At 65.6% G+C, this 20,981-nt stretch carries 19 protein-coding genes; 14 read left to right on the top strand and 5 right to left on the bottom strand.

Features of this window, described 5'->3' with window-relative positions:
* Positions 1–81 precede the first annotated feature (81 nt).
* The 7 genes from J4O76_RS09445 to J4O76_RS09415 all read left to right on the top strand — a co-directional run bounded on the left by J4O76_RS09445 (position 82) and on the right by J4O76_RS09415 (position 5,022).
* Complete coding sequence (locus J4O76_RS09445; RefSeq protein WP_426281488.1) at positions 82–960, top strand: cytochrome ubiquinol oxidase subunit II; 879 nt, start codon at positions 82–84, stop codon at positions 958–960.
* Positions 957–3,056, top strand: coding sequence for a cbb3-type cytochrome c oxidase subunit I (locus J4O76_RS09440; RefSeq protein WP_426281486.1), 2,100 nt, complete (start codon positions 957–959; stop codon positions 3,054–3,056). The genes J4O76_RS09445 and J4O76_RS09440 overlap by 4 nt, the downstream gene beginning before the upstream one ends.
* Positions 3,053–3,679, top strand: a complete 627-nt coding sequence (locus J4O76_RS09435) for a cytochrome c oxidase subunit 3 (RefSeq protein WP_426281484.1) — start codon at positions 3,053–3,055, stop codon at positions 3,677–3,679. Before J4O76_RS09440 ends, J4O76_RS09435 begins: the two co-directional genes overlap by 4 nt.
* Positions 3,676–3,981, top strand: a complete 306-nt coding sequence (locus J4O76_RS09430) for a cytochrome o ubiquinol oxidase subunit IV (protein WP_426281483.1) — start codon at positions 3,676–3,678, stop codon at positions 3,979–3,981. Before J4O76_RS09435 ends, J4O76_RS09430 begins: the two co-directional genes overlap by 4 nt.
* Before the next feature lie 100 nt (positions 3,982–4,081).
* A complete protein-coding gene (locus J4O76_RS09425; RefSeq protein WP_426281482.1) occupies positions 4,082–4,270 on the top strand; it encodes a hypothetical protein in 189 nt (62 codons plus the stop codon).
* 40 nt (positions 4,271–4,310) lie between these two features.
* Positions 4,311–4,670 carry a hypothetical protein gene (locus J4O76_RS09420; RefSeq protein ID WP_426281480.1) on the top strand — a complete coding sequence of 120 codons (360 nt, stop codon included), beginning with the start codon at positions 4,311–4,313 and terminating at the stop codon, positions 4,668–4,670.
* A 148-nt stretch (positions 4,671–4,818) separates the two neighbouring features.
* On the top strand, positions 4,819–5,022 hold the full coding sequence (locus J4O76_RS09415) for a DUF5818 domain-containing protein (RefSeq protein ID WP_120301000.1): 204 nt from the start codon (positions 4,819–4,821) through the stop codon (positions 5,020–5,022).
* A 263-nt stretch (positions 5,023–5,285) separates the two neighbouring features.
* On the opposite strand, the gene rpsU is transcribed toward J4O76_RS09415, so the two are convergent.
* Together rpsU and J4O76_RS09405 are read right to left on the bottom strand one after the other, a co-directional pair.
* Positions 5,286–5,486 (bottom strand): 30S ribosomal protein S21, encoded by a 201-nt coding sequence (gene rpsU / locus J4O76_RS09410; RefSeq protein WP_031393196.1) that lies wholly within the window; start codon positions 5,484–5,486, stop codon positions 5,286–5,288.
* Positions 5,487–5,631: 145 nt separating this feature from the next.
* Positions 5,632–8,610: a TonB-dependent receptor gene (locus J4O76_RS09405; RefSeq protein WP_426281478.1), complete on the bottom strand. Its 2,979-nt coding sequence runs from the start codon at positions 8,608–8,610 to the stop codon at positions 5,632–5,634.
* Between the two features lie 364 nt (positions 8,611–8,974).
* Here J4O76_RS09405 and rhmD point away from each other — a divergent pair, with 364 nt between their 5' ends.
* From rhmD to J4O76_RS09370, 7 genes are all read left to right on the top strand, one after another.
* Complete coding sequence (gene rhmD, locus J4O76_RS09400; protein WP_426281845.1) at positions 8,975–10,159, top strand: L-rhamnonate dehydratase; 1,185 nt, start codon at positions 8,975–8,977, stop codon at positions 10,157–10,159.
* A gap of 43 nt (positions 10,160–10,202) precedes the next feature.
* Positions 10,203–11,060 carry a fumarylacetoacetate hydrolase family protein gene (locus J4O76_RS09395; RefSeq protein WP_426281477.1) on the top strand — a complete coding sequence of 286 codons (858 nt, stop codon included), beginning with the start codon at positions 10,203–10,205 and terminating at the stop codon, positions 11,058–11,060.
* Positions 11,057–11,806, top strand: coding sequence for an SDR family NAD(P)-dependent oxidoreductase (locus tag J4O76_RS09390; protein WP_426281475.1), 750 nt, complete (start codon positions 11,057–11,059; stop codon positions 11,804–11,806). The genes J4O76_RS09395 and J4O76_RS09390 overlap by 4 nt, the downstream gene beginning before the upstream one ends.
* Positions 11,807–12,026: 220 nt before the next feature.
* Complete coding sequence (locus J4O76_RS09385) at positions 12,027–12,929, top strand: amidohydrolase family protein (protein WP_426281474.1); 903 nt, start codon at positions 12,027–12,029, stop codon at positions 12,927–12,929.
* Positions 12,926–13,993, top strand: a complete 1,068-nt coding sequence (rhaT, locus tag J4O76_RS09380) for an L-rhamnose/proton symporter RhaT (RefSeq protein ID WP_426281473.1) — start codon at positions 12,926–12,928, stop codon at positions 13,991–13,993. Before J4O76_RS09385 ends, rhaT begins: the two co-directional genes overlap by 4 nt.
* Entirely contained in the window at positions 13,990–15,072 is a 1,083-nt protein-coding gene (locus J4O76_RS09375; protein ID WP_426281472.1) for a glycoside hydrolase family 43 protein, read from the top strand. The genes rhaT and J4O76_RS09375 overlap by 4 nt, the downstream gene beginning before the upstream one ends.
* Positions 15,072–15,908, top strand: a complete 837-nt coding sequence (locus J4O76_RS09370; protein ID WP_426281471.1) for an alpha/beta hydrolase — start codon at positions 15,072–15,074, stop codon at positions 15,906–15,908. The genes J4O76_RS09375 and J4O76_RS09370 overlap by 1 nt, the downstream gene beginning before the upstream one ends.
* On the opposite strand, the gene J4O76_RS09365 is transcribed toward J4O76_RS09370, so the two are convergent.
* The 3 genes from J4O76_RS09365 to J4O76_RS09355 are packed head-to-tail and all read right to left on the bottom strand — an operon-like array spanning position 15,905 to position 20,980.
* The gene (locus J4O76_RS09365; protein WP_426281470.1) at positions 15,905–16,873 is read right to left on the bottom strand and encodes a glycoside hydrolase family 43; all 969 of its coding nucleotides are present in this window, start codon (positions 16,871–16,873) and stop codon (positions 15,905–15,907) included. The genes J4O76_RS09370 and J4O76_RS09365 overlap by 4 nt on opposite strands.
* Positions 16,870–18,414 (bottom strand): MFS transporter, encoded by a 1,545-nt coding sequence (locus tag J4O76_RS09360; protein WP_426281468.1) that lies wholly within the window; start codon positions 18,412–18,414, stop codon positions 16,870–16,872. The genes J4O76_RS09365 and J4O76_RS09360 overlap by 4 nt, the downstream gene beginning before the upstream one ends.
* Positions 18,404–20,980, bottom strand: coding sequence for a glycosyl hydrolase 115 family protein (locus tag J4O76_RS09355; RefSeq protein WP_426281466.1), 2,577 nt, complete (start codon positions 20,978–20,980; stop codon positions 18,404–18,406). The genes J4O76_RS09360 and J4O76_RS09355 overlap by 11 nt, the downstream gene beginning before the upstream one ends.
* Position 20,981: the final 1 nt, after the last annotated feature.

The following is a 20,981-nucleotide window of genomic DNA, read 5'->3' as shown; positions in this document are numbered from 1 at the left end:
AGCATCACGCTGTGGGATGGCTTCTTTACGGAGCCGGCGCGAAACCGTTCCTGGGCGCGGGCGGTGCGACAAGGGGGCCAGGTGTTCGTTCGATTGAAGTGGAGTCTATCGCGGTTGGCGCCGCTCTCGATCCTGATGGGGCTAGGGGGCTGCACGGCGCTGTCGCACGGGTTCTTCAACCCGCAGGGGCCGGTCGCGGGGCATGAGCGCGACCTGTTCGTCACCGTATCGATCGTGCTGCTGTTCGTCGCCGGACCGGTGCTGCTGCTGACGCCGCTGTTCGCGTGGCATTACAGGCTGTCCAACCGCGGCGACGCGTACCGGCCGAAGTGGAATTTCTCCTGGTGGGTGGAAGGCCTGATCTGGATCCCGCCCGCCGGCATTGTCATCGGGCTCGCCGTGCTGCTGTGGCACTGGACACAGATCGACGATCCGTATCGGCGGTTGCCGGGCGCGGCGCCGGTCGAGGTTCAGGCGATCGCGCTCGATTGGAAATGGGTGTTCGTCTATCCCGACCTCGGCGTCGCGTCGGTCGATCGACTGACCATTCACGCTGGACGGCCGGTACATATCAAGCTGACCAGCGGCACGGTAATGCAGTCGATGCTGATCCCGCAACTCGCCGGGCAGATCTACGCGATGGGCGGCATGACCACCGAGTTGAATATCCAGGCGCACCGGCCGGGACGGTTCCGCGGCGAGAACACGCAGTATAACGGCGCCGGCTTCCAGCAGCAGAAGTTCGATGTCGTTGCAGTGTCGCCAGCCGACTATGACCGCTGGGCGGCTGCTACACGAAGCGGCAAGCGCACGCTCGACGCACAAACCTGGCGACGGCTGTCCGCGCGGTCGATCATCACCCGGCCCGTCGAGTTCGCGCATGTCACGCCACACCTTTTCGAGCACGTCGTCGCCGCGACTGGCGGCATGACCCATTCTTCTCCGAAAGCCGTTCGATGACCGTTTCCGTTCCCCTCTGGCCCGCCGTGCTCGGCCGGTTCGGCTGGCAGGACCTGCCGTTCGTGCGCGCATGGGAGAACCCGACGATCAGCGAGATCATCGGCGCGTTCGCAGGCGCGCTGGTGGTGGTCGGCGCGGTCGTCGTCGCGGCGCTGCTGACGCGTTATGGCAAGTGGCGGTATCTGTGGACCGAGTGGCTCACCAGCCTCGACCACAAGAAGATCGGCATCATGTATATCGTCGTCGCGTTCGTGATGCTGTCGCGCGCGCTGGTCGAGGCGGTGCTGATGCGGATGCAGCAGGCGGTGGCGATCGAGAACCCCGGCTTCCTGACGCCCGACCATTTCGGCCAGCTGTTCTCGACGCACGGCTCGATCATGATCTTCTTCATGGCGATGCCGTTCCTGACGGGGATGATCAACTATGTCCTGCCGCTCCAGATCGGCGCGCGCGACATGGCATTTCCCTGGGCCAATTCGATCGCGTTGTGGCTCACCATCGGCGCCGCGGGGCTGATGATGGCCAGCCTCGTCGTCGGCGAATTCTCGACCGGCGGATGGAGCGGCTACCCGCCCTATACCGAGCGCGCGTTCAGCCCCGGCGTCGGTGTCGACTACTGGATCTGGGCGGTGACGTTGGGGTCGATCGGCTCGACGATGGCGGGGATCAACATCGCCTGCACCGTCTACAAGCTGCGTGCGCCGGGGATGCGGTTCATGCGGATGCAGATGTTCGCATGGACCAGCCTGTGCACGTCGATCCTGATGATCTTCGCGATGCCGCCGCTGACCGTCGCCACGCTGCTGCTCGCGCTAGACCGCTACCTGGGGTTCCATTTCTTCACCAACGACCTCGGCGGCAACATGATGAACTATGCCAACATGTTCTGGCTGTTCGGTCATCCCGAGGTCTACATCCTGATCCTGCCCGCGTTCGGCGTGTATTCGGAGGTCGTGTCGACCTTCTCCACCAAGGACCTGTACGGCTACACCTCGCTGGTGATCGCGACGATGGCGATCGCGGTGCTAAGCTTCACCGTGTGGGTCCATCATTTCTTCACGATGGGGCAGTCGGCTAACGTCAACGCGGCGTTCGGGATCGCGACGATGACGATCGGCGTGCCGACCGGCGTCAAGATCTACGACTGGATCTGGACGATGTTTCGCGGCGAGGTGCGCTTCACTGTGCCGATGCTGTACGCGCTCGCGTTCATGATGACGTTCGTGCTGGGCGGCTTCACCGGCATTATCCTGGCGATGCCGCCGCTCGACTACCTCGTCCACAACACGCTGTTCCTGGTCGCGCATTTCCACAACATGCTGATCCCGGGGCTGCTGTACGGGATGCTGGCGGGCTATCATTACTGGTTTCCCAAGGCGTTCGGGTTCCGCCTCGACGAGCGCTGGGGGCGGATCGCGTTCTCCTGCTGGGTGGTCGGGTTCTACCTCGCCTTCTTCCCGCTGTACGTGCTCGGCGCGAGCGGGATGGCGCGGCGGACGCAGGCGATCTTCGAACCGTCGTTTTGGCCGTGGCTGTACGTCGCCGGCGTCGGCGCGTTCGTCCTGCTGGCGGCACTGACGTCGCTCGGCATCCAGTTGTGGGTGAGCATCCGCGATCGTGCCAAGACACGCGTGGAAGCGGGCGACCCGTGGGATGGCCGCGGGCTCGAATGGTCGGTCAGCGCACCGCCGCCCGAATACAACTTCGCGGTGCTGCCGCTCATCGACGGACGCAACCCGTTCTACGATCACAAGCATGACGAGGGCCAGCCTGATCCTTACGCCTCGCCACTAGCCTACGAGGACATCGTCGTGCCGAAGGGCAGCGCGACCAGCGTCGTGATCGGGCTCACAGCCGCAGTCGCCGCGTTCGGCCTGATCTGGGAGATCTGGGGGCTGACGATCGTCGCGTTTCAGGTGATCGTCGCGGCGGTCGTGCTACGCAGCTTCGGTCGCGACCAGCATCGGACCATTCCCGCTGCGGAGGTCGCGCGCGAGCATGAGGCCTGGCTGACGCGCGTCCGGGCGACGCCCGCGATTCCGCGGCAACTGGAGACCGCCGCGGTCAATCGTGGCCTTGCGGAGATCGTGGCGTGAGCGAACCCGAACTGTCGCATGCCGGCCTCAACCTCGGCGACACCGGCGCGCTGACGCAGGACCAGGCGGAGAACGCGATCTTCGGCTTCTGGATATTCCTGATGAGCGACGCGGTGATCTTCGCGCTGCTGTTCGCGACCTATGGCACGATGATCGCCAGCACCGTCGGCGGCCCGACGCCCGCCTCCGAGTTCAAGCTGCTGCCCGCGTTCGTCGAGACGCTGCTGTTGCTGACGAGCAGCGCGACGTTCGGCCGCGCGACGATCGCCATGAAGTACGACGAACCGCGCCGCGTGCTGTTCGGGTGGCTCGGCGCGACGCTGGGCCTCGGCCTCGTCTTCCTCGCGCTCGAGGCGAACGACTTCGCGACGATGTTCGCGCACGGTGCTTATCCGATGCGCAGCGGTTTCCTGTCGTCGTTCTTTGCGCTGGTCGGGCTGCACGGACTCCACGTCGCGGTCGCGTGCTTCTGGCTGGTCGTGATGGTCGGGCAGGTCTGCGCGTACGGCCTCGATGCGCGAGTGCGGATCAACCTGTTGCGGCTGGGGCTGTTCTGGCACCTGCTCGATATCGTCTGGATCGCGATCTTCTCGGTCGTCTATCTGCAAGGGAACATCGGATGAGCGACCGGACCCGCGAGCTGCGCACCTATGCGGTCGGCTATGCCTTGTCGCTCGCGCTGACCGTGGCGGCCTTCGCGATGGTCCGCTGGCCGTCGTTCGGTGCGCGTGCGATCTTCGGCGGCGTGCTGGCGCTGGGCCTCGTGCAGATGGCGGTGCAGTTCCGCTGTTTCCTCCACATCAGCCTGAAGCGCTCGTCGCGGCACGACCTGCAACTGATCCTCTTCTCCACGCTCATCATCGCGCTGATGGTGTCGGGTACGTTGGTGATCCTGTTCAACCTTCGTGGGCGGATGATGGGGTGAGGGCAGGCGACTGCGTAGCGGGGTGAACCGAACGAGGGCCCGCAGCGTTTGAACGGCAGCCGACACGCGCGACGTGCGCGGCGTAGTAGGGGAGTAGAGCGTGGCGCAATCACCGTTCCTGAACGATCCGCGGGAACAACTGGCCAGGCATATCGCTGCGGCGGTCGCCTCGCCGATTACAGAGATCCGCGCCATGCACATCCGGGCGGCGGAGCATCTCTCCGAACTGGCGAAAGAGAACCGCCTGCCGGCGCGCTCGGGCAAGACCAAGACTGGGAAAGACGTCTAGAGGTTTCGGACCGTATCGACCTGTCGGCGAATCGACGAGGATGACATCGATCGGCTGGATGCCGGCGGCTCGGCGAGCCTGTGAGAATTTTCGCGCCGCGACCGCCGGTTCGCGCAACGCCAAGCACTCCGTCTATATCGTGTTGCTGCATGACTCGCGGTCCCCGGAGCGCTGGGGACTATATGTCGGGCAGACGTCGCGCGATCCGGACTGGCGGTTCGATCAGCACAAGCTGGGGTACAAGGCGAGCGGTGCGGTCAGGAGGTTCGGGGCGCATCTGCTGCCCGGGCTCGTCGAGCATCTGAACCCTATGCAGCAATGGGAGTCGCTCGAACTCGAAGCCGCGCTCGCCGATGCGTTTCGAGAGGCGGGCGTCCCGTGGGTCGAGGGCGGCCATTAGCGTGCGGCTGGCATCGATGCGGAGACTATCGTTCTATGCAGTGATCGACCTAGTCGTTGGGGCGGAGAAATAATATGCGGCGTAACTGCATGGAAACGCCTCGCTTCTTGGGATACGCGCTATCTCGATCAACGGGAATGGCACGCGCATGACGACAATCGGGACAGTAATCGACGAGACCGGGATGCTGCTTCGCGATGGCGGTGCATTCTATCTGCGTCGGGACATCGGCGGTCGCTATCAGCTCGAGCTGCACCGCGTACCGGTCGATCTGGTCGAGAAGCGGGTGCGCGTGCGTGGTACTCTCGTCGGCGCCGACCTGGTCAACGCGGACGGTGTCGCCCCGGAATAGACGCGTCAAGGTATGGATGGCGGCGTGAGGCCTAGGGCGGAGCTGGGACGGTCTCTAATGTCAAAGTCGTCAGGCAGCCGTGATCGTCAGCAGCGATGCTGCTGCTGTGAACTCACGGTTACGTCGGCAGGATGTCGGGATCGAGTGGATACGCGATGTCGCGAATCAATCGGCCAGTGCCGCAGGCGCCATTCCGGAACGGCGCATTATGTCGGACCGGACATTGCACGACCATTCTCGTGCAAGGCCCGGTCCGGGAACGATCAGTTATCGCGCTCGGCGCGCTTGCGATCGGCCTTGCGTGCACGGCTGACAGCTGCAGCATGCTCGCGGGCACGCTTCTCCGACGGCTTCTCGTAATGACGACGAAGCTTCATCTCGCGGTACACGCCTTCGCGCTGCAGCTTCTTCTTCAAGGCGCGGAGGGCCTGGTCGACGTTATTGTCGCGAACGATTATTTGCATGCTATCTAGGGCTCTCGGCTATCGTGACGGTCTTTCGAATCAACGCCCGCTTTATGAGCGCCGCGACAGGAAGCCAAGTCCCTATCGGCTTGGCCGACCACGCGGCCGTCGTTGAAGGGGATTTTTCACCCGTTTGGGTCGATCGTCACAGCTTGAAGTTGACGCCGAACGTCACCGTGCGACCGATCCGGGTCTGGAACAGCGTGTCCTGACGGACGCTGTCGGTATAAAGCCGGTTCTGCTCGTCGGTCAGGTTGGTCCCCTCGAGGATGAGCTTCACGGTGTCCGTCACCGCAAACGACGCGGACGCATCGACGAACAGCGTACTGTCATTGCCCTGGAGATCGCTGCCGGGGGAAGCGGGGATGCCGCGGATGAAGCCGTCGCGGTAATTGGCGGTGCCGCGGATGCTGAACTTACTGTCCTCGTAATAGAGCGTGCCGGACGCGGTGTTCTTCGACAGGCCGATCAGGTTCGCGGTGGTCGTGACGGTCGGCACGCCGTTCACGCTGGCGAGGATATAGTCGATCCGCGAGGTGACGTGCGTATAGTTCGCCAGCGCGCCGAAGTTCCTTAGGAACCCTGGCAGGAAGGTGAACGGCACCTGCGCGTTGACCTCGACGCCCTTCAACGGGCCACCTGGCGTGTTGAGCGGCTGCGCGATCGTGAACTGTTCGCTCGGCAACGTGTTGCTGCCCGCAAGGAGTTCGTTCGGTAGGCCGAGATCGCTGAAAGGGATGAGCGTGTTGACGCTTTGCACGTAGGATTTCAGATCCTTGTAGAAGAACGCGGCGGACAGCAGTGCGCCCGGGCGGAAATACCATTCGATCGCGGCATCGAAGGTGTTGGCGCGGATCGGATCGAGCTGTGGGTTCTGTACGCTGCCGTTGCGCGTGATCGCGTTGACGCCGCTGGTGGGGGTCAGCACGCCGAGTTCCGGTCGGGCGAGCACTTTCGCGCCCGAGAAGCGGAACAACAGGTCTTCGATCGGCTCAATGACGAGGTTACCGGAGGGCAGCCAGTCGCTGTAGCGCTTGTTGGCGGTGGCGAACCGCCCGGTCACGCCGGTTGGCGAGCCTGCGAGCGCGACCGAGATGAAGCCCGACGACAGCTGGTCGGTGTGGACGAAGCGGACGCCCGCATCGCCGCGGACACCGATGCCGCCGAGCCGGTCGCCGAGATCGAACGCCGCCATCGCATAAGCCGACGAGACTTCCTCGAGCACCCGGCTGGACTGCGCGCCGCATTCGGTGCCGCAATAGCGCACCGCATCCAGGTTGAACGTGCTGATCAACTTGTCGGGATCGAGCGAAACCCAGCTCGACGGCGCGCCGTTGCCCCAGAGATTGCCGACGCCGCTGATCTGGTGCGTGATGTCGGCGAGCGTGGTACCGGCGGGCAGCGCCCTAGTGAGCGTGTCGGCGGTGTACGGAATGACGTTGCGCAGTGTGAAATCGCTGCGGCGATATTGGCCGCCCGCCTTCAGCGTCAGCACGTCGGCGACCTTCCAGTGCAGGTTCGTTTCCGCGGTCAGTCCGTTGTTGGTGTTGGTCGAGGGACGCGCCTGGAAGCTGTAGCCGCCGCGCACGGTGCCATCGGCAAGCGCAGGTCCGTAGTTGAAGCGGGTCGGATCGGACACGTCGAAACCGAAGCCGAGCTTCGGCGTATCCTTGCCGTCGCGGTAGTCGATCGAGAAATTGGGCGTGTCGATGGCGTCCATGAAATACTGGAAACGCCGCTTGCCGAACGCCTTGGCCTGGTTGAGCCCGAACAGCGCGGTGATCCCGAAGCTGTCGGTGAAGTCGTGCTTGATGTTGAGATTAGCCTGCTTGAACGTCGACGTGAAATCGTCGACCAGCCCTTCGGAGCGAACGTCGACGCCGTCGAACAGGCCGTAGATCAGGCCGCCTTGCGGTGTCAGCTGGACGTCCTTGATCGACATCACCGGCTGGCCGTTGTTCGCGGCCGAGCGCGCGAACGAAATCGCCTCGATGTAATTGTCCCGGCGCACGACGTGGAAGCGCGAATAGAGCAGGTCGAGCGAAATATCGGTCGCCGCGTCGGGCTGGAATTGGAAGCTGAGCGTCCCGCCGAGCCGTTTCTGCTTCTGCTCCGAATTCAGATAGCGCGGGATGCGCGGGAAGAACGCGCCGCTGCCGGCGGTGTTGGGCAGGTCGGGGCGGCGCGCGGCGAGCACCGTGTTGAACGCCGCCGCGGTGCTGGTACGCGGCGTGCCGGGATAGCAGTTCGCGGCATCGGCCCCCTTGCTGCCGATCGCCGGCGTGGCGGGCGCGAAGCCGACCGGCGAACAGAACAGCCCGTTGGTATTGGCGGACAGGATGTCGACCGCGGAATAGCCGACTTCGCGGATGTCGCGCTCCTGATAGGCGACCGAGCCGAGGACGCCGAACCTTCCGTCGTCGAATTTTTTCGCGATCAGCAGCGAGGCGCGCGGGTTCACCTTCTTTGCTAGCTCGCTGTAGACGCCGCGTACGGTGGCGCTGAGCGTGAAGTCCTGCTTGCCGGCCAGTGGCTTCGGTGCGGACAGGTCGACGGTCGCGCCGAGCGAGCCTTCCTCGACATCGGCGGACGGCGTCTTGCGCACCGCGAGCGACGAGAAGATCTCGGTTGGGAAAACGTTGAAATCGAAACTGCGGCCATTGTTGCCGCCGCCATAGATGTCGGACGATCCGGTCTGCGACGTGCCTTCCATGCCGTTGATGCGGACGCGGGTGAACGCCGCGCCCAGCCCGCGGACCGAAATGTTGCGGCCCTCGCCACCGTCGCCGCGGGCAAGCGCGACGCCGGGAATGCGCTGCATCGATTCGGCCAGGTTCGAGTCCGGGAACTTGCCGATGTCCTCCGCGACGATGCTGTCGATTGCCGCGGTCTCGTTGCGCTTCTGGTTGATCGCGGTGGTGAGCGACGCGCGGAAACCCGTGACGATGATGTCGTCGGTCTGGATTGCGTCGGCTGGCGTGGCGGGTTCGGGGGGCGTCTCCGCAGTTGTCGTCGTCGGCGGGGATGCCTGCTGAGCCGTGGCGGTGGTCGCAACCCCGGCAGAGAGGAGCGCGAGCATCGATGTGCCGCTACGAATGCAGGCCGTGAGACGTAAACCGTTCATTGGTATCCCCCCTTTGCGCAGAACCACTCTTCGGTGATTTACCACATTGTAAGATGGCTGATCATATATCATCAATTTACGGCCGTGTCAGGCCTTTTCCGCGTGGGGTCGGATGCGAGCCAGTCCGCAGGCATGCAGGAGGGATTTCCGGTACCAGCTCAAGTCTACGTTTGACGCGGACATTCTCATCAAGTAACCATTCGTCTCACAAAATGAGATGATGCAAATCATTGAGTGAGACGTAAATGTGCTGCGTTGCCGGGTCGGAGCAGACCGGGCGGGCAGGACGCGGACATCGTTCGATGGTGTGTGCGACGCGCCTTCGGTGGGGCGCGGGGGATGAGGAGCGTTGAGCGTGGCGATTGTGACTTTGCCGAAGATCAAGCACGTCCGGGCGTTCGTCGTCCGTGGTGGTGGTGCCGATTATCACGACCAGGGCGCGGGGCACTGGATCGATGACCACATCGCGACGCCGATGAGCCGCTATCCCGAATACCGCGAGTCGCGCCAGAGCTTCGGCATCAACGTGCTCGGCACGCTGGTCGTCGAGATCGAGGCGGAGGACGGCACGGTCGGCTTCGCGGTCACCACCGGTGGCGAGCCCGCGGCGTTCATCGTCGAGAAGCACCTCGCGCGCTTCCTCGAAGGACGCTCGCCGACCGAGTACGAGAAGATCTGGGATCAGATGTACTTCTCGACGCAATATTACGGCCGCAAGGGGCTGGTCGTGAACGCGATCTCTGGGGTCGATCTCGCGCTGTGGGATCTCCTGGGCAAGCTGCGCCAAGAGCCGGTCTATCACCTGCTCGGCGGTGCGGTACGCGACGAACTGCAATTCTACGCGACCGGCGCGCGGCCCGACGTCGCCAAGGAGCTCGGCTTCATCGGTGGCAAGATGCCGCTCCACCACGGCCCCGCCGAGGGCGCCGAGGGCATGAAGAAGAACATCGCCATGATCGCCGACATGCGCGAGAAATGCGGTCCCGATTTCTGGCTGATGCTCGATTGCTGGATGGCGCTCGACGTCGATTACGCCACGCGGCTCGCGATCGCCGCGCACGAACATGGTCTGAAATGGATCGAGGAGGCGATCAGCCCCGACGATTACTGGGGCTATGCCGAGCTGAAGCGCAACGTGCCCAAGGGCATGCTGGTCACCACCGGCGAGCACGAGGCGACGCGCTGGGGCTTCCGGATGCTGCTCGAGATGGACTGTTGCGACATCATCCAGCCCGATGTCGGCTGGTGCGGTGGCGTCACCGAACTGCTCAAGATCAGCGCGCTGGCCGATGCGCACGGCAAGATGGTCGTGCCGCACGGATCGTCGGTCTACAGCTACCATTTCGTCATCACGCGCCACAATTCGCCGTTCGCCGAGTTCCTGATGATGCATCCGGGACCGACCGAGGTGGTGCCGATGTTCCATCCGCAGCTGCTCGGCGAGCCCGTGCCGCAGAACGGCCGGATGAAGGCGAGCGCGCTCGATGCGCCGGGGTTCGGCGTCACGCTCAACCCCGAGATCGCGATGCACCGCCCCTACATGCATTGATCCAGTCTCTCTTTTCGCCATTCTCTTTTCCGAAAGTCCCCTCATGAAACTCTGCCGCTACGGCCAACCCGGCCAGGAAAAGCCCGGCATCGTCGATGCCGACGGCGCGATCCGCGACCTGTCGGGCGTGATCGACGACCTCAACGTCGCAACGCTGGCGCAGGCGCTCGCGGCCGATCCCGCGTCGCTGCCGGTCGTCGACGGTACGCCGCGCTACGGCGTTCCGATCAAGGGCATTGGCAAGATCGTCGCGATCGGCCTCAACTACCGCGATCACGCGATCGAATCCGGCCTGCCGATCCCCACCGAACCGATGATGTTTATGAAGCCGCTGTCCAGCCTCAGTGGTGCGAACGACGACGTCGTCCTGCCGCGCGGTTCGACGCATGGCGACTGGGAGGTCGAGCTGGGCGTGATCATCGGCAAGACCTGCCGCTACGTCTCGGAGGACGAGGCGCTCGACAAGGTCGCGGGCTATGTCCTCGCCAACGACGTGTCGGAGCGCTTCAACCAGAAGCAGCGCGGGTCGCAGTGGAGCAAGGGCAAGGGCCACGACACCTTCTGCCCGGTCGGCCCGTGGCTGGTGACGCCCGACGAGATCGGCGACGCGCAGGACCTCGACATGCACCTCGACGTCAACGGCGCGCGGATGCAGACCGGCAACACGAAGACGATGATCTTCGACCTGAAGCAGCTCATTTCCTACGTCAGCGAATATATCACGCTGTACCCCGGCGACCTGTTGATCACCGGCACGCCGCCGGGCGTCGGCGAGGGCAAGAAGCCCGAATCGATCTTCCTGAAGGCCGGCGACGTGATGGAACTCGGCATTGCCGGGCTCGGCACGCAGCGTCAGTCGGTCGTCGAATGGCGCCATCTGGGTGAAGGTTCGATCGCATGACGATCTATGGGGGGCGGTTTGCCGGTCGCTGCGCGATCGTCACCGGCGGCGCGTCGGGGCTCGGCAAGGATGTCGCCAAGCGGATCGTCGCGGAGGGCGGCAGCGTCGCGCTGTGGGATCTCGACGCCGCAAAGCTCGCAGTCGCGAAGGACGAGGTCGGCGCGGCGCATGTCGTCGCGCTCGACGTGTCCGACGTCGACGCGGTCGTCGCGGCGGCGGCCGAGAGCGCGGCCGTGCTCGGCAAGGTCGACATCCTGATCTGCTCGGCGGGGATCACCGGGGCGACCGCGCCGGTCCACGAATACCCGCTCGACAGCTGGAAGCGTGTCGTCGACATCAACCTGAACGGGCTGTTCTATTGCTGCCGGACGGTTGTGCCGCTGATGTTGGCGAACGGTTATGGCCGCATCGTCAACGTGTCGTCGGTGGCGGGCAAGGAGGGCAATCCCAACGCGTCCGCCTATTCGGCGACCAAGGCGGCGGTGATCGGCCTGACCAAGAGTCTCGGCAAGGAACTCGCGGGCAAGGGCATCATCGCCAACGCGCTGACCCCGGCGACGTTCGAGAGCCCGATCCTCGAGCAGCTGCCCGCGAGCCAGGTCGAGTATATGCGCTCGAAGATCCCGATGGGGCGACTGGGCGAGATCCCGGAATCGACCGCGATGGTCTGCTTCATGGCGTCCGAGGAATGCAGCTTCACGACGGCGTCGACCTTCGACACGTCGGGGGGACGGACGACGTTCTAGGAGGACTTTCGTATCCTCCCCCGCCAGGGGGGGGGGGCTGGCACTTGCCAGACGGAGGGGGAGGAAAGGGGGAACCGCTGTTCCGTATCCTCCCCCTCCGTCGCCTTTGGCGCCACCTCCCCCTGGCGGGGGAGGATCGTTCCGACTGTCATCCCAAATCGCTCAGCCAACGCTGCCCGGCACGAGGCGGTACGGTTCAACAAACCCAGGAGAGAAGGCGATGATCCCGTTCGTCGACGCGCATATCCACCTGTGGGACCTGAGCCACATCCGCTATCCGTGGCTGTCGCCGCCGTTCGCCGATGATGGCCCCAACGGTAGCGTAGAGCCAATTGCGCGCGACTTCGGAATCGCCGAGTACCGCGCGGCGCTCGCGCGGTGGAATGTCGTCGGCGCGGTGCATGTCGATGCGGGTGCGGATCCGGTGCAAGCGCTCGACGAGACGCGCTGGCTGGAGGGAATCGCCGCCGAGCACGGCTTGCCCAACGCGATCGTCGCCTACGCACCGCTGGACGATGCCGACGTCGATATGCACCTCGCCGCGCAGGCGGCGTTCCCCCATGTTCGGGGCATTCGCCAGATCGTCAACTGGCACGCCGATCCGGCCCGCACCTATACAGCGCGCGACCTGACGCAGAATGCCCAGTGGCAGGCGGGCTATGCGCTGCTGTGTACGCACGCGCTCTCGTTCGACCTGCAATGCTACCCCGCGCAAATGCCGGGCCTCGCGCCGCTGATCGCGCGTCATTCAGATATCCCGGTGATCATCAACCATCTCGGCATGCCCGTGCTCGCCGATCCCGATGGCATCGCGGAATGGCGCGACGGCCTGCGCGCGCTCGCGGCGCTGCCGCATGTCGCGATCAAGCTGTCGGGGCTCGGCTTCATCGCGCGCGCCTGGACGCCGGAAAGCGTGCGGCCCTTCCTGCTCGAAGCGATCGACCTGTTCGGCACCGATCGCTGCCTGTTCGCCAGCGACGCGCCGACCGACACGCTGTTCGCGCCGATCGATCGCTACCTCGAAACCTATCACTCGCTGGTCGCGGACTTCGCAGAAGACGAACGCAGCGCGCTGTTCGGCGGCAATGCGAACCGGATCTACCGGCTGGGTCTCGACCTGTGAACCCGCTGCTCGGGGTACTGTATCACTGGCTCGGCGGGCTCGCGTCGGCCAGCTTCTACGTGCCCTATCGCGGCGTGAAGCGCTGGTCGTGGGAGATCTACTGGCTGACGGGCGGCGTCGTATCGTGGCTGGTCGCGCCGTGGTTCTTCGCCAGCCTCCAGACGCACGACCTGCTCGGCGTGTTCGGGCGCGCGCCGTCGACCGCGTTCTGGTGGCCGATGGTGTTCGGCGTGTTGTGGGGGTTCGGCGGACTCGGCTACGGGCTCGTCATGCGGTATCTCGGGCTGTCGCTCGGTATGGCGGTGGTGCTTGGCCTTTGCACCGTGTTCGGCACGCTGATCCCGCCGGCGTTCACGGGCGAGTTCCACGAAAAGCTGATCGCGACCACATCCGGCAATATCGTCCTCGCCGGCATCGGCCTGACGCTGGCCGGCATCGTCGTCGTCGCGATCGCGGGCGCGATGAAGGATGCGCTGCTGACGCCGGAGCAAAAGCTGGCGGTCGTCGCCGAGTTCGACTTCCGCAAGGGCATCGTCGTTGCGATCGGCGCCGGGATCATGTCCGCGTGCTTCGCGTTCGGGCTGGCTGCGGGCGAGCCGATCAAGGCGCTGTCGGCGACCGCCGGGACCGGGTCGCTCTGGACCGGGCTCCCCGTTTTATGCCTGATCATGGCGGGCGGCCTCGTCACCAACGGCGCCTGGTGCGCTTGGCTGATCGTGAAGAACCGCAGCGCCAAGCAATGGCTCGGCCGCACCGCCGAAGGCGCCCGCCCGCCACTCCTGTGCAACTACGCGCTCAGCGCACTCGCTGGCGTCACCTGGTATTTCCAGTTCTTCTTCTACACGATGGGGGAGAGCCAGATGGGCCGCCTCGGCTTCTCGAGCTGGACGCTGCACATGGCGAGCATCATCATTTTCGGCACGCTGTGGGGCTTTGCATTCCGCGAGTGGAAGGACGCCGGCGCGCGGATCAAGGCTGTGGTCTGGGCGGGCGTGGCACTGCTGCTGATCGCGACCGTGGTGATCGGCTATGGCAACAGCATAGCGGTGGAGACCGTCGCATGACCCGGATCGCGCACCTGATCGCCGCCAGCCTGTTTGCACTCGCGGGGGCCGCACCCGCAACCCCGCCGCGCGAGCCCGACGCCCCGCTGGTGATGACCGCGATGCACCTCCACGATCCGTGGATCGTCGCCGACAAGGCCAGTCGCACCTACTACCTCTTCACCCGCAACGAGGTCGCGATGACCGGCGACTCACGGCTGGGCACGATGATGTATGCGAGCCGCGACCTGAAGCACTGGACCAGGCCCAAGCCGGTGTTCGTGCTGCCCGGCGACGTCTGGGCCAAGGCGGGAAGCTGGGCGCCGGAAGTACACCGCTGGAAGAACCGCTGGTATCTTTTCGCGACGTTCCACGATCCGGCCTCGCCGCTGACGCCCAACGGCAAGCGCGCGACCTATCGCCGCGGGACCGTCCTCGCGGTCGCGGACAAGATCGACGGGCCCTATGCATTGGTCCGAGGCGGCGAGCCGATCGTGTCGAAGGACCAGATGTCGCTCGACGGCACGCTGTACGTCGACCCGAAGGGCAAGCCGTGGCTCGTCTACGCGCATGAATGGTGGCAGACGACGATCGGCACGATGGAAGCCGTGCCGCTGAACGACGACCTGTCCGCGGCGGGCTCGGCGAAGCGCCTGTTCAGAGCGAACGACGCCGCCTGGGTGGTCGGCCAGAAACAACCCGATGGCGACACGGTCTATGTCACCGACGGCCCGGAACTGTATCGCAGCAAAACTGGTGCGCTGCTGATGCTATGGTCGAGCTATGGCAAGAAGGGCTATGTCGAGGGGCAGGCGCGGTCGCGATCGGGCAGCATCGAAGGTCCGTGGGAGCAACTCGGCCCGCTCGTCGAACGCGACAGCGGCCACGGCATGCTGTTCCGTGCGTTCGACGGCAGGCTGATGATGATCCTCCACCGCCCGTTCAACTTCGCGCTCGGTAAGCTCTACGAGATGCGCGACGAGGGCGATCGGCTGGCGGTGGTACGCGAGGCGACCGAACTCGACGGCGAGGCGTATCCGACGCATCCCTGCACGCCGGGGCACTCGTCGTTCGACAATGCTAAACCGGGGTGTTCGTGATGCTGGGTGCAGATGATGTGTGGCCGCTGTGGGGGGACGAACCCGCGGTGACGTTCGAAGATTCGTCGGGCGCGGCCGAGGTTGCGGTCGTGACGGCGGTCGACCAGCCGGTGCTGCTCGGGTTTCGTGCCGCCAAGCCCAACGGCCGGGTGATGCTCGTGCTTGGCGGCGGTGGCTACACGCAGTTGATGGCGGGCAGGGAAGGGGTGCAGGTCGCGGCCTGGCTGACGGGGCTCGGCTATCATGCGTTCGTCCTGATCCACCGCTTCCCCAACGCTGCGAACGGTATTGCCGCACCACTCGACGACGCGCGGGAAGCGATGCGTCGCATCCGCGCGAGCGGTCTGGCGGCGGCAGGGCTCGGCGTGGTCGGACTGTCGTCTGGCGGTCACCTCGCTGCATGCCTCGCCGCGGCGTATCCGGACGAGTGGACGCCGCCAGCGTCGCGCCATCCCAACGAGCCGACGCGGCCCGACGTGATGGTTATTGGCTATGCCCCGATCTCCACCAACGCGGCGGGGCGGACGATCATCGCCGACAAGCCGCCGCTGCCGCCGGTCGAGAAGCAGGCGATGTACGATCGGCTGCAACCCGATGCGCAACTTCTGCCGTCGCCGCCGCCTGCGTTCATCGTCTATGCCGGCAACGATCCCGTCGTCCCGGTCGAGAATGTCCGCCGGCTCCACACGGCGTGGCAGGCCTCAGGCGGTGCGGCGGAACTCCACGTCTTCGCCGACGCGCCGCATGGTTTCGCGCTGGATACGCAGGGGCTGCCCGTCTCGATCTGGCCGACGCTGTGCGAGGCGTGGCTGCGGCAGGTCGGTTTTCTCGACTAGCGGCGCGCGAGCCGGATCTCGGTCGGCGCGTCGCGGTCCACGGTGAGGATACCTTCGGCTTCCTTCAGTTCGGCAATCTGAAGCACGCTGCGGCGGTGCCATTCGGGATCGCGCGTGGACTGTGGTTCGCCGGACTGCTGGACGAAATAGACGATGTAGGCGCGATCGCCGGCGACGATGACGTCGGGATGCTGCCCCTTGGCGCGATCGGTCTCGGCGCGGCCGGGCGTCGCGAGCAGATAGTCCGGTTGTCGCGTCCAGTGCTCGCCATCCGTCGAGCGCATCGCCAGCAATCCCTTCCACGCGTCGGAGATCAGCCACCAGCGGCCCTTCCAGCGGAACGCCTTCGGTCCCTCGCCGGGCGTGTCGACGATCGTGCCCTTCACGCGCCAGTGGACCAGATCGTCGCTGTCGGCGTAGCGGATCGCTTTGTTCAGCCGCTCGTCATTGTACCACAGCCGATAACCGCCACCGGGGAGTGCCGCGACGCTCGCATCGATCACCCGGTCGGAGCCGAGCGACAGCCGCTCGCCACACGTCCAGCGCTTCAGGTCGCGAGAGGTCAGGTGAACGATGAACCGCGGGGCGTTCCAGTCGCGGAAGACGCCCGGCACGACGGTCAGCCACATGTGCCACCGGCCCGCGAGGTACTGAACCTCGGGCGCCCACAAGGTCGCGCCGGTGCAGGATGCGGGGATCGCCGCGGTGCCGCCGTAACGCCAGTGCACGCCATCCCACGAGCGGGCGGTGCCGATCGCGGTACCGTGCACCCAGCGCACGTCCTTCGCGTCTGCCATCGGCAGGTCGGCGCGGCGATTGGTGTAGAACATCACCCATTCGCGGCGGGCGGGATCGTAGACGGTCGAGGGATCGGCGGCGCCGTCGTGCACCGGATCGCGAAATAGCGGCTTCGGCGCGACTGGCGAGCCTGCGCCTGCGAGCAACGCAGCGGCGAGCAGGATCACCGCGTGCCCGCCGCCGCGACGGGGTTGTTGCCCCAGAGCTTGTCATAGGACCAGCCCGACAGGTCCTCGACCACGCGCGCGTTGTCCGGCGTCGATGGCGTCCGCTCGCCACGCCGCAGATGCTCGATCTCCTCCAGCAGGATGGCATGCGTGGCGGGCGTCAGCCGGAACCGCGTCGACACGAGCACGCCGAACACCAGCATCGCGATCGTCCCCGCGCCCAGCACCGCGACGATCGCATAGATCGCCTGGGGGCTCTGTGCGGTCGCCTTCGAGACGAAGCCCGATGCCTGCATGACCTGCCCGACCAAGATCACCGCCAGCGCCTGGCTCATCTTTCGCACGAACGTCATCACGCCGGCGAACGCGCCCTCGCGACGGCGCCCGGTGACGATCTCGTCGACGTCGGCCATGTAGTTGTAGGTCGCCCAAGGGATGTAGTTCAGCGCGCCGCGCCCCAACCCGGCGAACACCACCGGCAGCCAGAATAGCGCCGACGTGGCGGTATAGCCCGCCGCGTACATCGCGAGGAAGATCACCACGCCGATCGCGAAGCTCAACGCCGCGAACCGGTAGGCGGCCGCCGGAGACAGCCGCAGCGCGAAGTTGATCGCCAGCACGACCGCGACCAGCTGGACGATGTACGTCACGCCGACCAGGTTCGCGACGATCGCGGTCGATCCGGCGAGCGCGAAGATCACGAAATAGGTGAAGGCCGCGTTGTAGATGTCCTGGCTGATATAGCCGCCCAGATACATGCCGAGATGCAGACGGAACGCGCGGATCCGCAGCGTCGAGAACAGGTTGCGGTACAGCGCCTTGAACCCCGCGCCGAGCGACGCTTTCTCGACGGCCTGGACCTCGTCGAGCCCCTCCGGCCGCTGCCGCTCCCAGCTGAACGCGTACAGCAGACCCGCGGCGCCCATGAACAAACCTGAGAAGATCATGCCCATATACAGATACGTGTCGGGCGAATCCGGCCCGAGATACGCGATCAGCCAGCCCGGCAGGAACGCCGCCGCGATCGCCGAGCACTGGCCGCACAGGATACGCGCACCGGCGAACTTCGCCTTGGTGCGGTAGTCGGTCGCCATCTCCGACGCGAGCGTCTCGTACGGGATGATCTCCATCGCGTAGACCATCTCGAACAGCACGTACGTCACGAGGTAATACCAGAAGCCTTGCCCCGCGACCCACATGATCGCGAACGACGGCAGCAGCGGGATCGCGGCGAGGATGAAGAACCGCCGCCGTCCGAACTTGCGCCCTAGCCAGCTTCGCCCGAGATTGTCCGACAGGTGGCCGATCGTCGGGCTGGTAAACGCATCGAGCACGCGCGCGACGCCGAAGATGATCGTCGCCTGCGCCGCGGACAGTCCGCAAAAGCTGGTGTAGAAGATCAGGATCCACGTGCTGATGACCGCCATCGACCCCGCGCCGAGCACGTCGTTCGATCCGTAGGCGAGCAGATTATACCAGCGTACCGGACGGGCAGGCGCGAGCGGCAGGGCCGGACAGGCGGCGATCGGATCAGTGGCCATGCGAAAGTCCTTGGGTACCGGCGTTGGCTGAAGATGAGGCGGCTGGAGATGAGGCGGGAAGCGGATCGAAGCGCAGCGCGTCGAACACGATCGCGGGGTCGTCGATCCCGATCGTCACACTGTGCCGTCCGGCCGCGAGCGGTGTCGGCAGCGCAAGGTCGAGACGGTTGTCGAGCACCGCGAGCGCCCATGCCCGGTCGCCGGTCTTGCGTGGAACACCGACACGAACGGGCGCCCCGCCGTCGATCGCGATCGTTACCGCGAGGTCGGCGCCTTCGGTCGTAGGATAGGTCGGCAAGATTTCCGCTGCGAGTTGCCAGCGACCAGGCGGGAGCGTGACGGTGTACGACAGCGTTGCCAGCGCCGCCGCGGCTACCGCAGCACCGTCGCGGCCGAGGCCGTCGACCACGCGCCAGCCGTTGCGCGGGCTATCCGAAGTCTCCGCCTCAACCACGATCGTCGAAGCCTGCAAAACTGCCCGGTTCCCCGGCGAAGGCCGGGGCCCAGTTGGAGTGAGTGAGGTAACGGAGGACGGCACGATTTCACCAGGAGCATTCCAATTGGGCCCCGTCCTTCGCCGCGGAGTTATAGCTGGGGCGGGCAGGATCGGTGGCGACAAGCGATAGCGACGCCACTGCCCGTCGGCGGGTTCGACCGCCATCATTCTTCGCCACTTTCCGCCCGCGATCTCATTATTGTAGCGGTACGTCAGCGCGGTGATTTCCGTATCCGCTGCGCGCGAACGCTCGCCTGCGACTGCCGCACCAACCGGATCGGTATCGCGCAGGCGAGCATGCGCCTCGGCATCGAACATGCGCGTATTGGCGAGCGCCGCCGCGGTCACCGGATAGTCGACCAGTTCGAAAAACGCGTCGCGTCGGTCGGGCGCAATGCGCGGCGCGATCGAGCGGACGCGCGCGCGCAACGTATCGAAGGCGGCGAGGCGGGTCGGGATGTCGGCAGGGGCAAGCGGGCTCGGCTTCGACAGTTCGCCGGGCAGCCACCATTGCAGATGCTCAGGCCGGCGCTGGAAGTTCAGCCGGTGATGCTCGGCCATGATCGCGGCGATCTCCGGCGCGACATCCGCGCCGACAGTATCCGCCGCCCAGTTCGCGACGACCGTATCGATCGGTTTGCCGCGCGTGCCCGGTACGTCCCACGCAAGCTGCAGGAAATAATCGGTCGCGAGTTCCGCGGGCTTGAGGTCGCCGACATTGGCGACCCACATCCGCCGTGCACCCGCATCCCAGGCACGTCCCAGTTCCTCCCGGATCAGCGCGGGCGGTGTGGTCGACAGCCAGAGATACGACAGCGGCGCCCCGAGATAGGACAAATGATAATAGATGCCCGATCCGCCCGTTCGCGCGCGCTCGGCGGCGTCGGGGACGTGACGGATATACCCGAAATTATCGTCGGGCCACATCAGCGTGACGTCGTCGGGTATTTTCAGCCCGCCGCGGTACACGTCGAGGACTTCCTTGTACGGCGTGAAGACCTGCGGGACGCGCGTCGGATCCCGGTTCACGCCGCGCGCCAGCATCGCGCGCTGGTCGGTGAATATGCGTTCGAGCAATGATCGGCGCGCATCGTCGGTGGTCGGGCCGACGATTCCGCTGTCGTGGATGCCGCGCATCCCGAGCGTCCAGACGCTCTCGTACTGGCCGTTCGCCCTGACGCGTGTGCGCCAATAGTCCGCGACGCGGGCGGGGTTGGTCAGATAGTTGAACTCTGTCGCCGGCGCCGTCCATTCGCCGACATTGTTGCGCAGCATCGGCTCGGCATGGCTCGATCCCATGACGATCGCATAGCGGTCGGCAAGGCGCGCATTCTCGGGGTTCGCGTTGAACGGCGCGGTGACCTTGTGCATCGCCGGCCAGACCATGTTCGCCTTCAGCCGCAGCATGAGCTCGAACAGTTTGGCATAGGTCTTCGGCCCGATCGTGCCGGCCTCTGGCTCGAACGTGCCGGCAGCCCAGGGTTGCAGCCCCCAGTCCTCGTCGTTGAGGAAAATCCCGCGATACCGGACCGATGGCGGCCCGAAGCGGTGGAGACCGGTCGCCGCAAAAATCGCGGCGTGATGCTCGGGCGTCGCGTCGGCCCACCAATGCCACGGCGACACGCCGATCGCGCGCGACAGCTCGTACGCGCCGAACGCGGTCCCGCGACGATCGCTGCCGACGATCACCAGCGCTGCCGGGATACCGGGTGCGGGGTTGGCGACGGTGGCGATCACGAAGCTCTCCCATGCGTCTCGCAGTTTCGAGACGTCGAGTATGCCACGCCGGACCAACCGGTCGATCGCGGGGTTGCGACCGAGCGTGCCGAGCCAGATCTGCGTGCCGTTGGCGGTTGTCGCACCGGTCACGCGCCGGAGGTCGCTAGTCAGGTCGGCGGCGGCGATCCGGACGACCTCGTGGTCACCCGGCGCCGTCACCACGCGCGCCGTGCCTTGCGCGTCCGCCAGTGCGAGACCCGCCCCGGGCTCGAACGACACGAGACGTGCGACCGGCTCGGCTGAGGCTGGCGCCCCGAGCCATAGCGCGGCCGCAAGCAAGGCACGCCGCAAG

Source organism: Sphingomonas sp. NFX23 (assembly GCF_049887795.1).
Taxonomy (GTDB): domain Bacteria; phylum Pseudomonadota; class Alphaproteobacteria; order Sphingomonadales; family Sphingomonadaceae; genus Sphingomonas.
Note: the sequence above shows the minus strand (reverse complement) of the source record. Positions and strands in the feature narration are given on the sequence as shown.

Bases quoted from the DNA above. Each gene is read 5' to 3' on its own strand.
- J4O76_RS09405 (WP_426281478.1), bottom strand. From the start codon at position 8,610: ATGAACGGTTTACGTCTCACGGCCTGCATTCGTAGCGGCACATCGATG.
- J4O76_RS09370 (WP_426281471.1), top strand. From the start codon at position 15,072: ATGCTGGGTGCAGATGATGTGTGGCCGCTGTGGGGGGACGAACCCGCG.
- J4O76_RS09430 (WP_426281483.1), top strand. From the start codon at position 3,676: ATGAGCGACCGGACCCGCGAGCTGCGCACCTATGCGGTCGGCTATGCC.
- J4O76_RS09375 (WP_426281472.1), top strand. From the start codon at position 13,990: ATGACCCGGATCGCGCACCTGATCGCCGCCAGCCTGTTTGCACTCGCG.
- J4O76_RS09395 (WP_426281477.1), top strand. From the start codon at position 10,203: ATGAAACTCTGCCGCTACGGCCAACCCGGCCAGGAAAAGCCCGGCATC.
- J4O76_RS09385 (WP_426281474.1), top strand. From the start codon at position 12,027: ATGATCCCGTTCGTCGACGCGCATATCCACCTGTGGGACCTGAGCCAC.
- J4O76_RS09440 (WP_426281486.1), top strand. From the start codon at position 957: ATGACCGTTTCCGTTCCCCTCTGGCCCGCCGTGCTCGGCCGGTTCGGC.
- J4O76_RS09360 (WP_426281468.1), bottom strand. From the start codon at position 18,414: ATGGCCACTGATCCGATCGCCGCCTGTCCGGCCCTGCCGCTCGCGCCT.
- J4O76_RS09420 (WP_426281480.1), top strand. From the start codon at position 4,311: ATGACATCGATCGGCTGGATGCCGGCGGCTCGGCGAGCCTGTGAGAAT.
- rpsU (WP_031393196.1), bottom strand. From the start codon at position 5,486: ATGCAAATAATCGTTCGCGACAATAACGTCGACCAGGCCCTCCGCGCC.
- J4O76_RS09415 (WP_120301000.1), top strand. From the start codon at position 4,819: ATGACGACAATCGGGACAGTAATCGACGAGACCGGGATGCTGCTTCGC.
- J4O76_RS09390 (WP_426281475.1), top strand. From the start codon at position 11,057: ATGACGATCTATGGGGGGCGGTTTGCCGGTCGCTGCGCGATCGTCACC.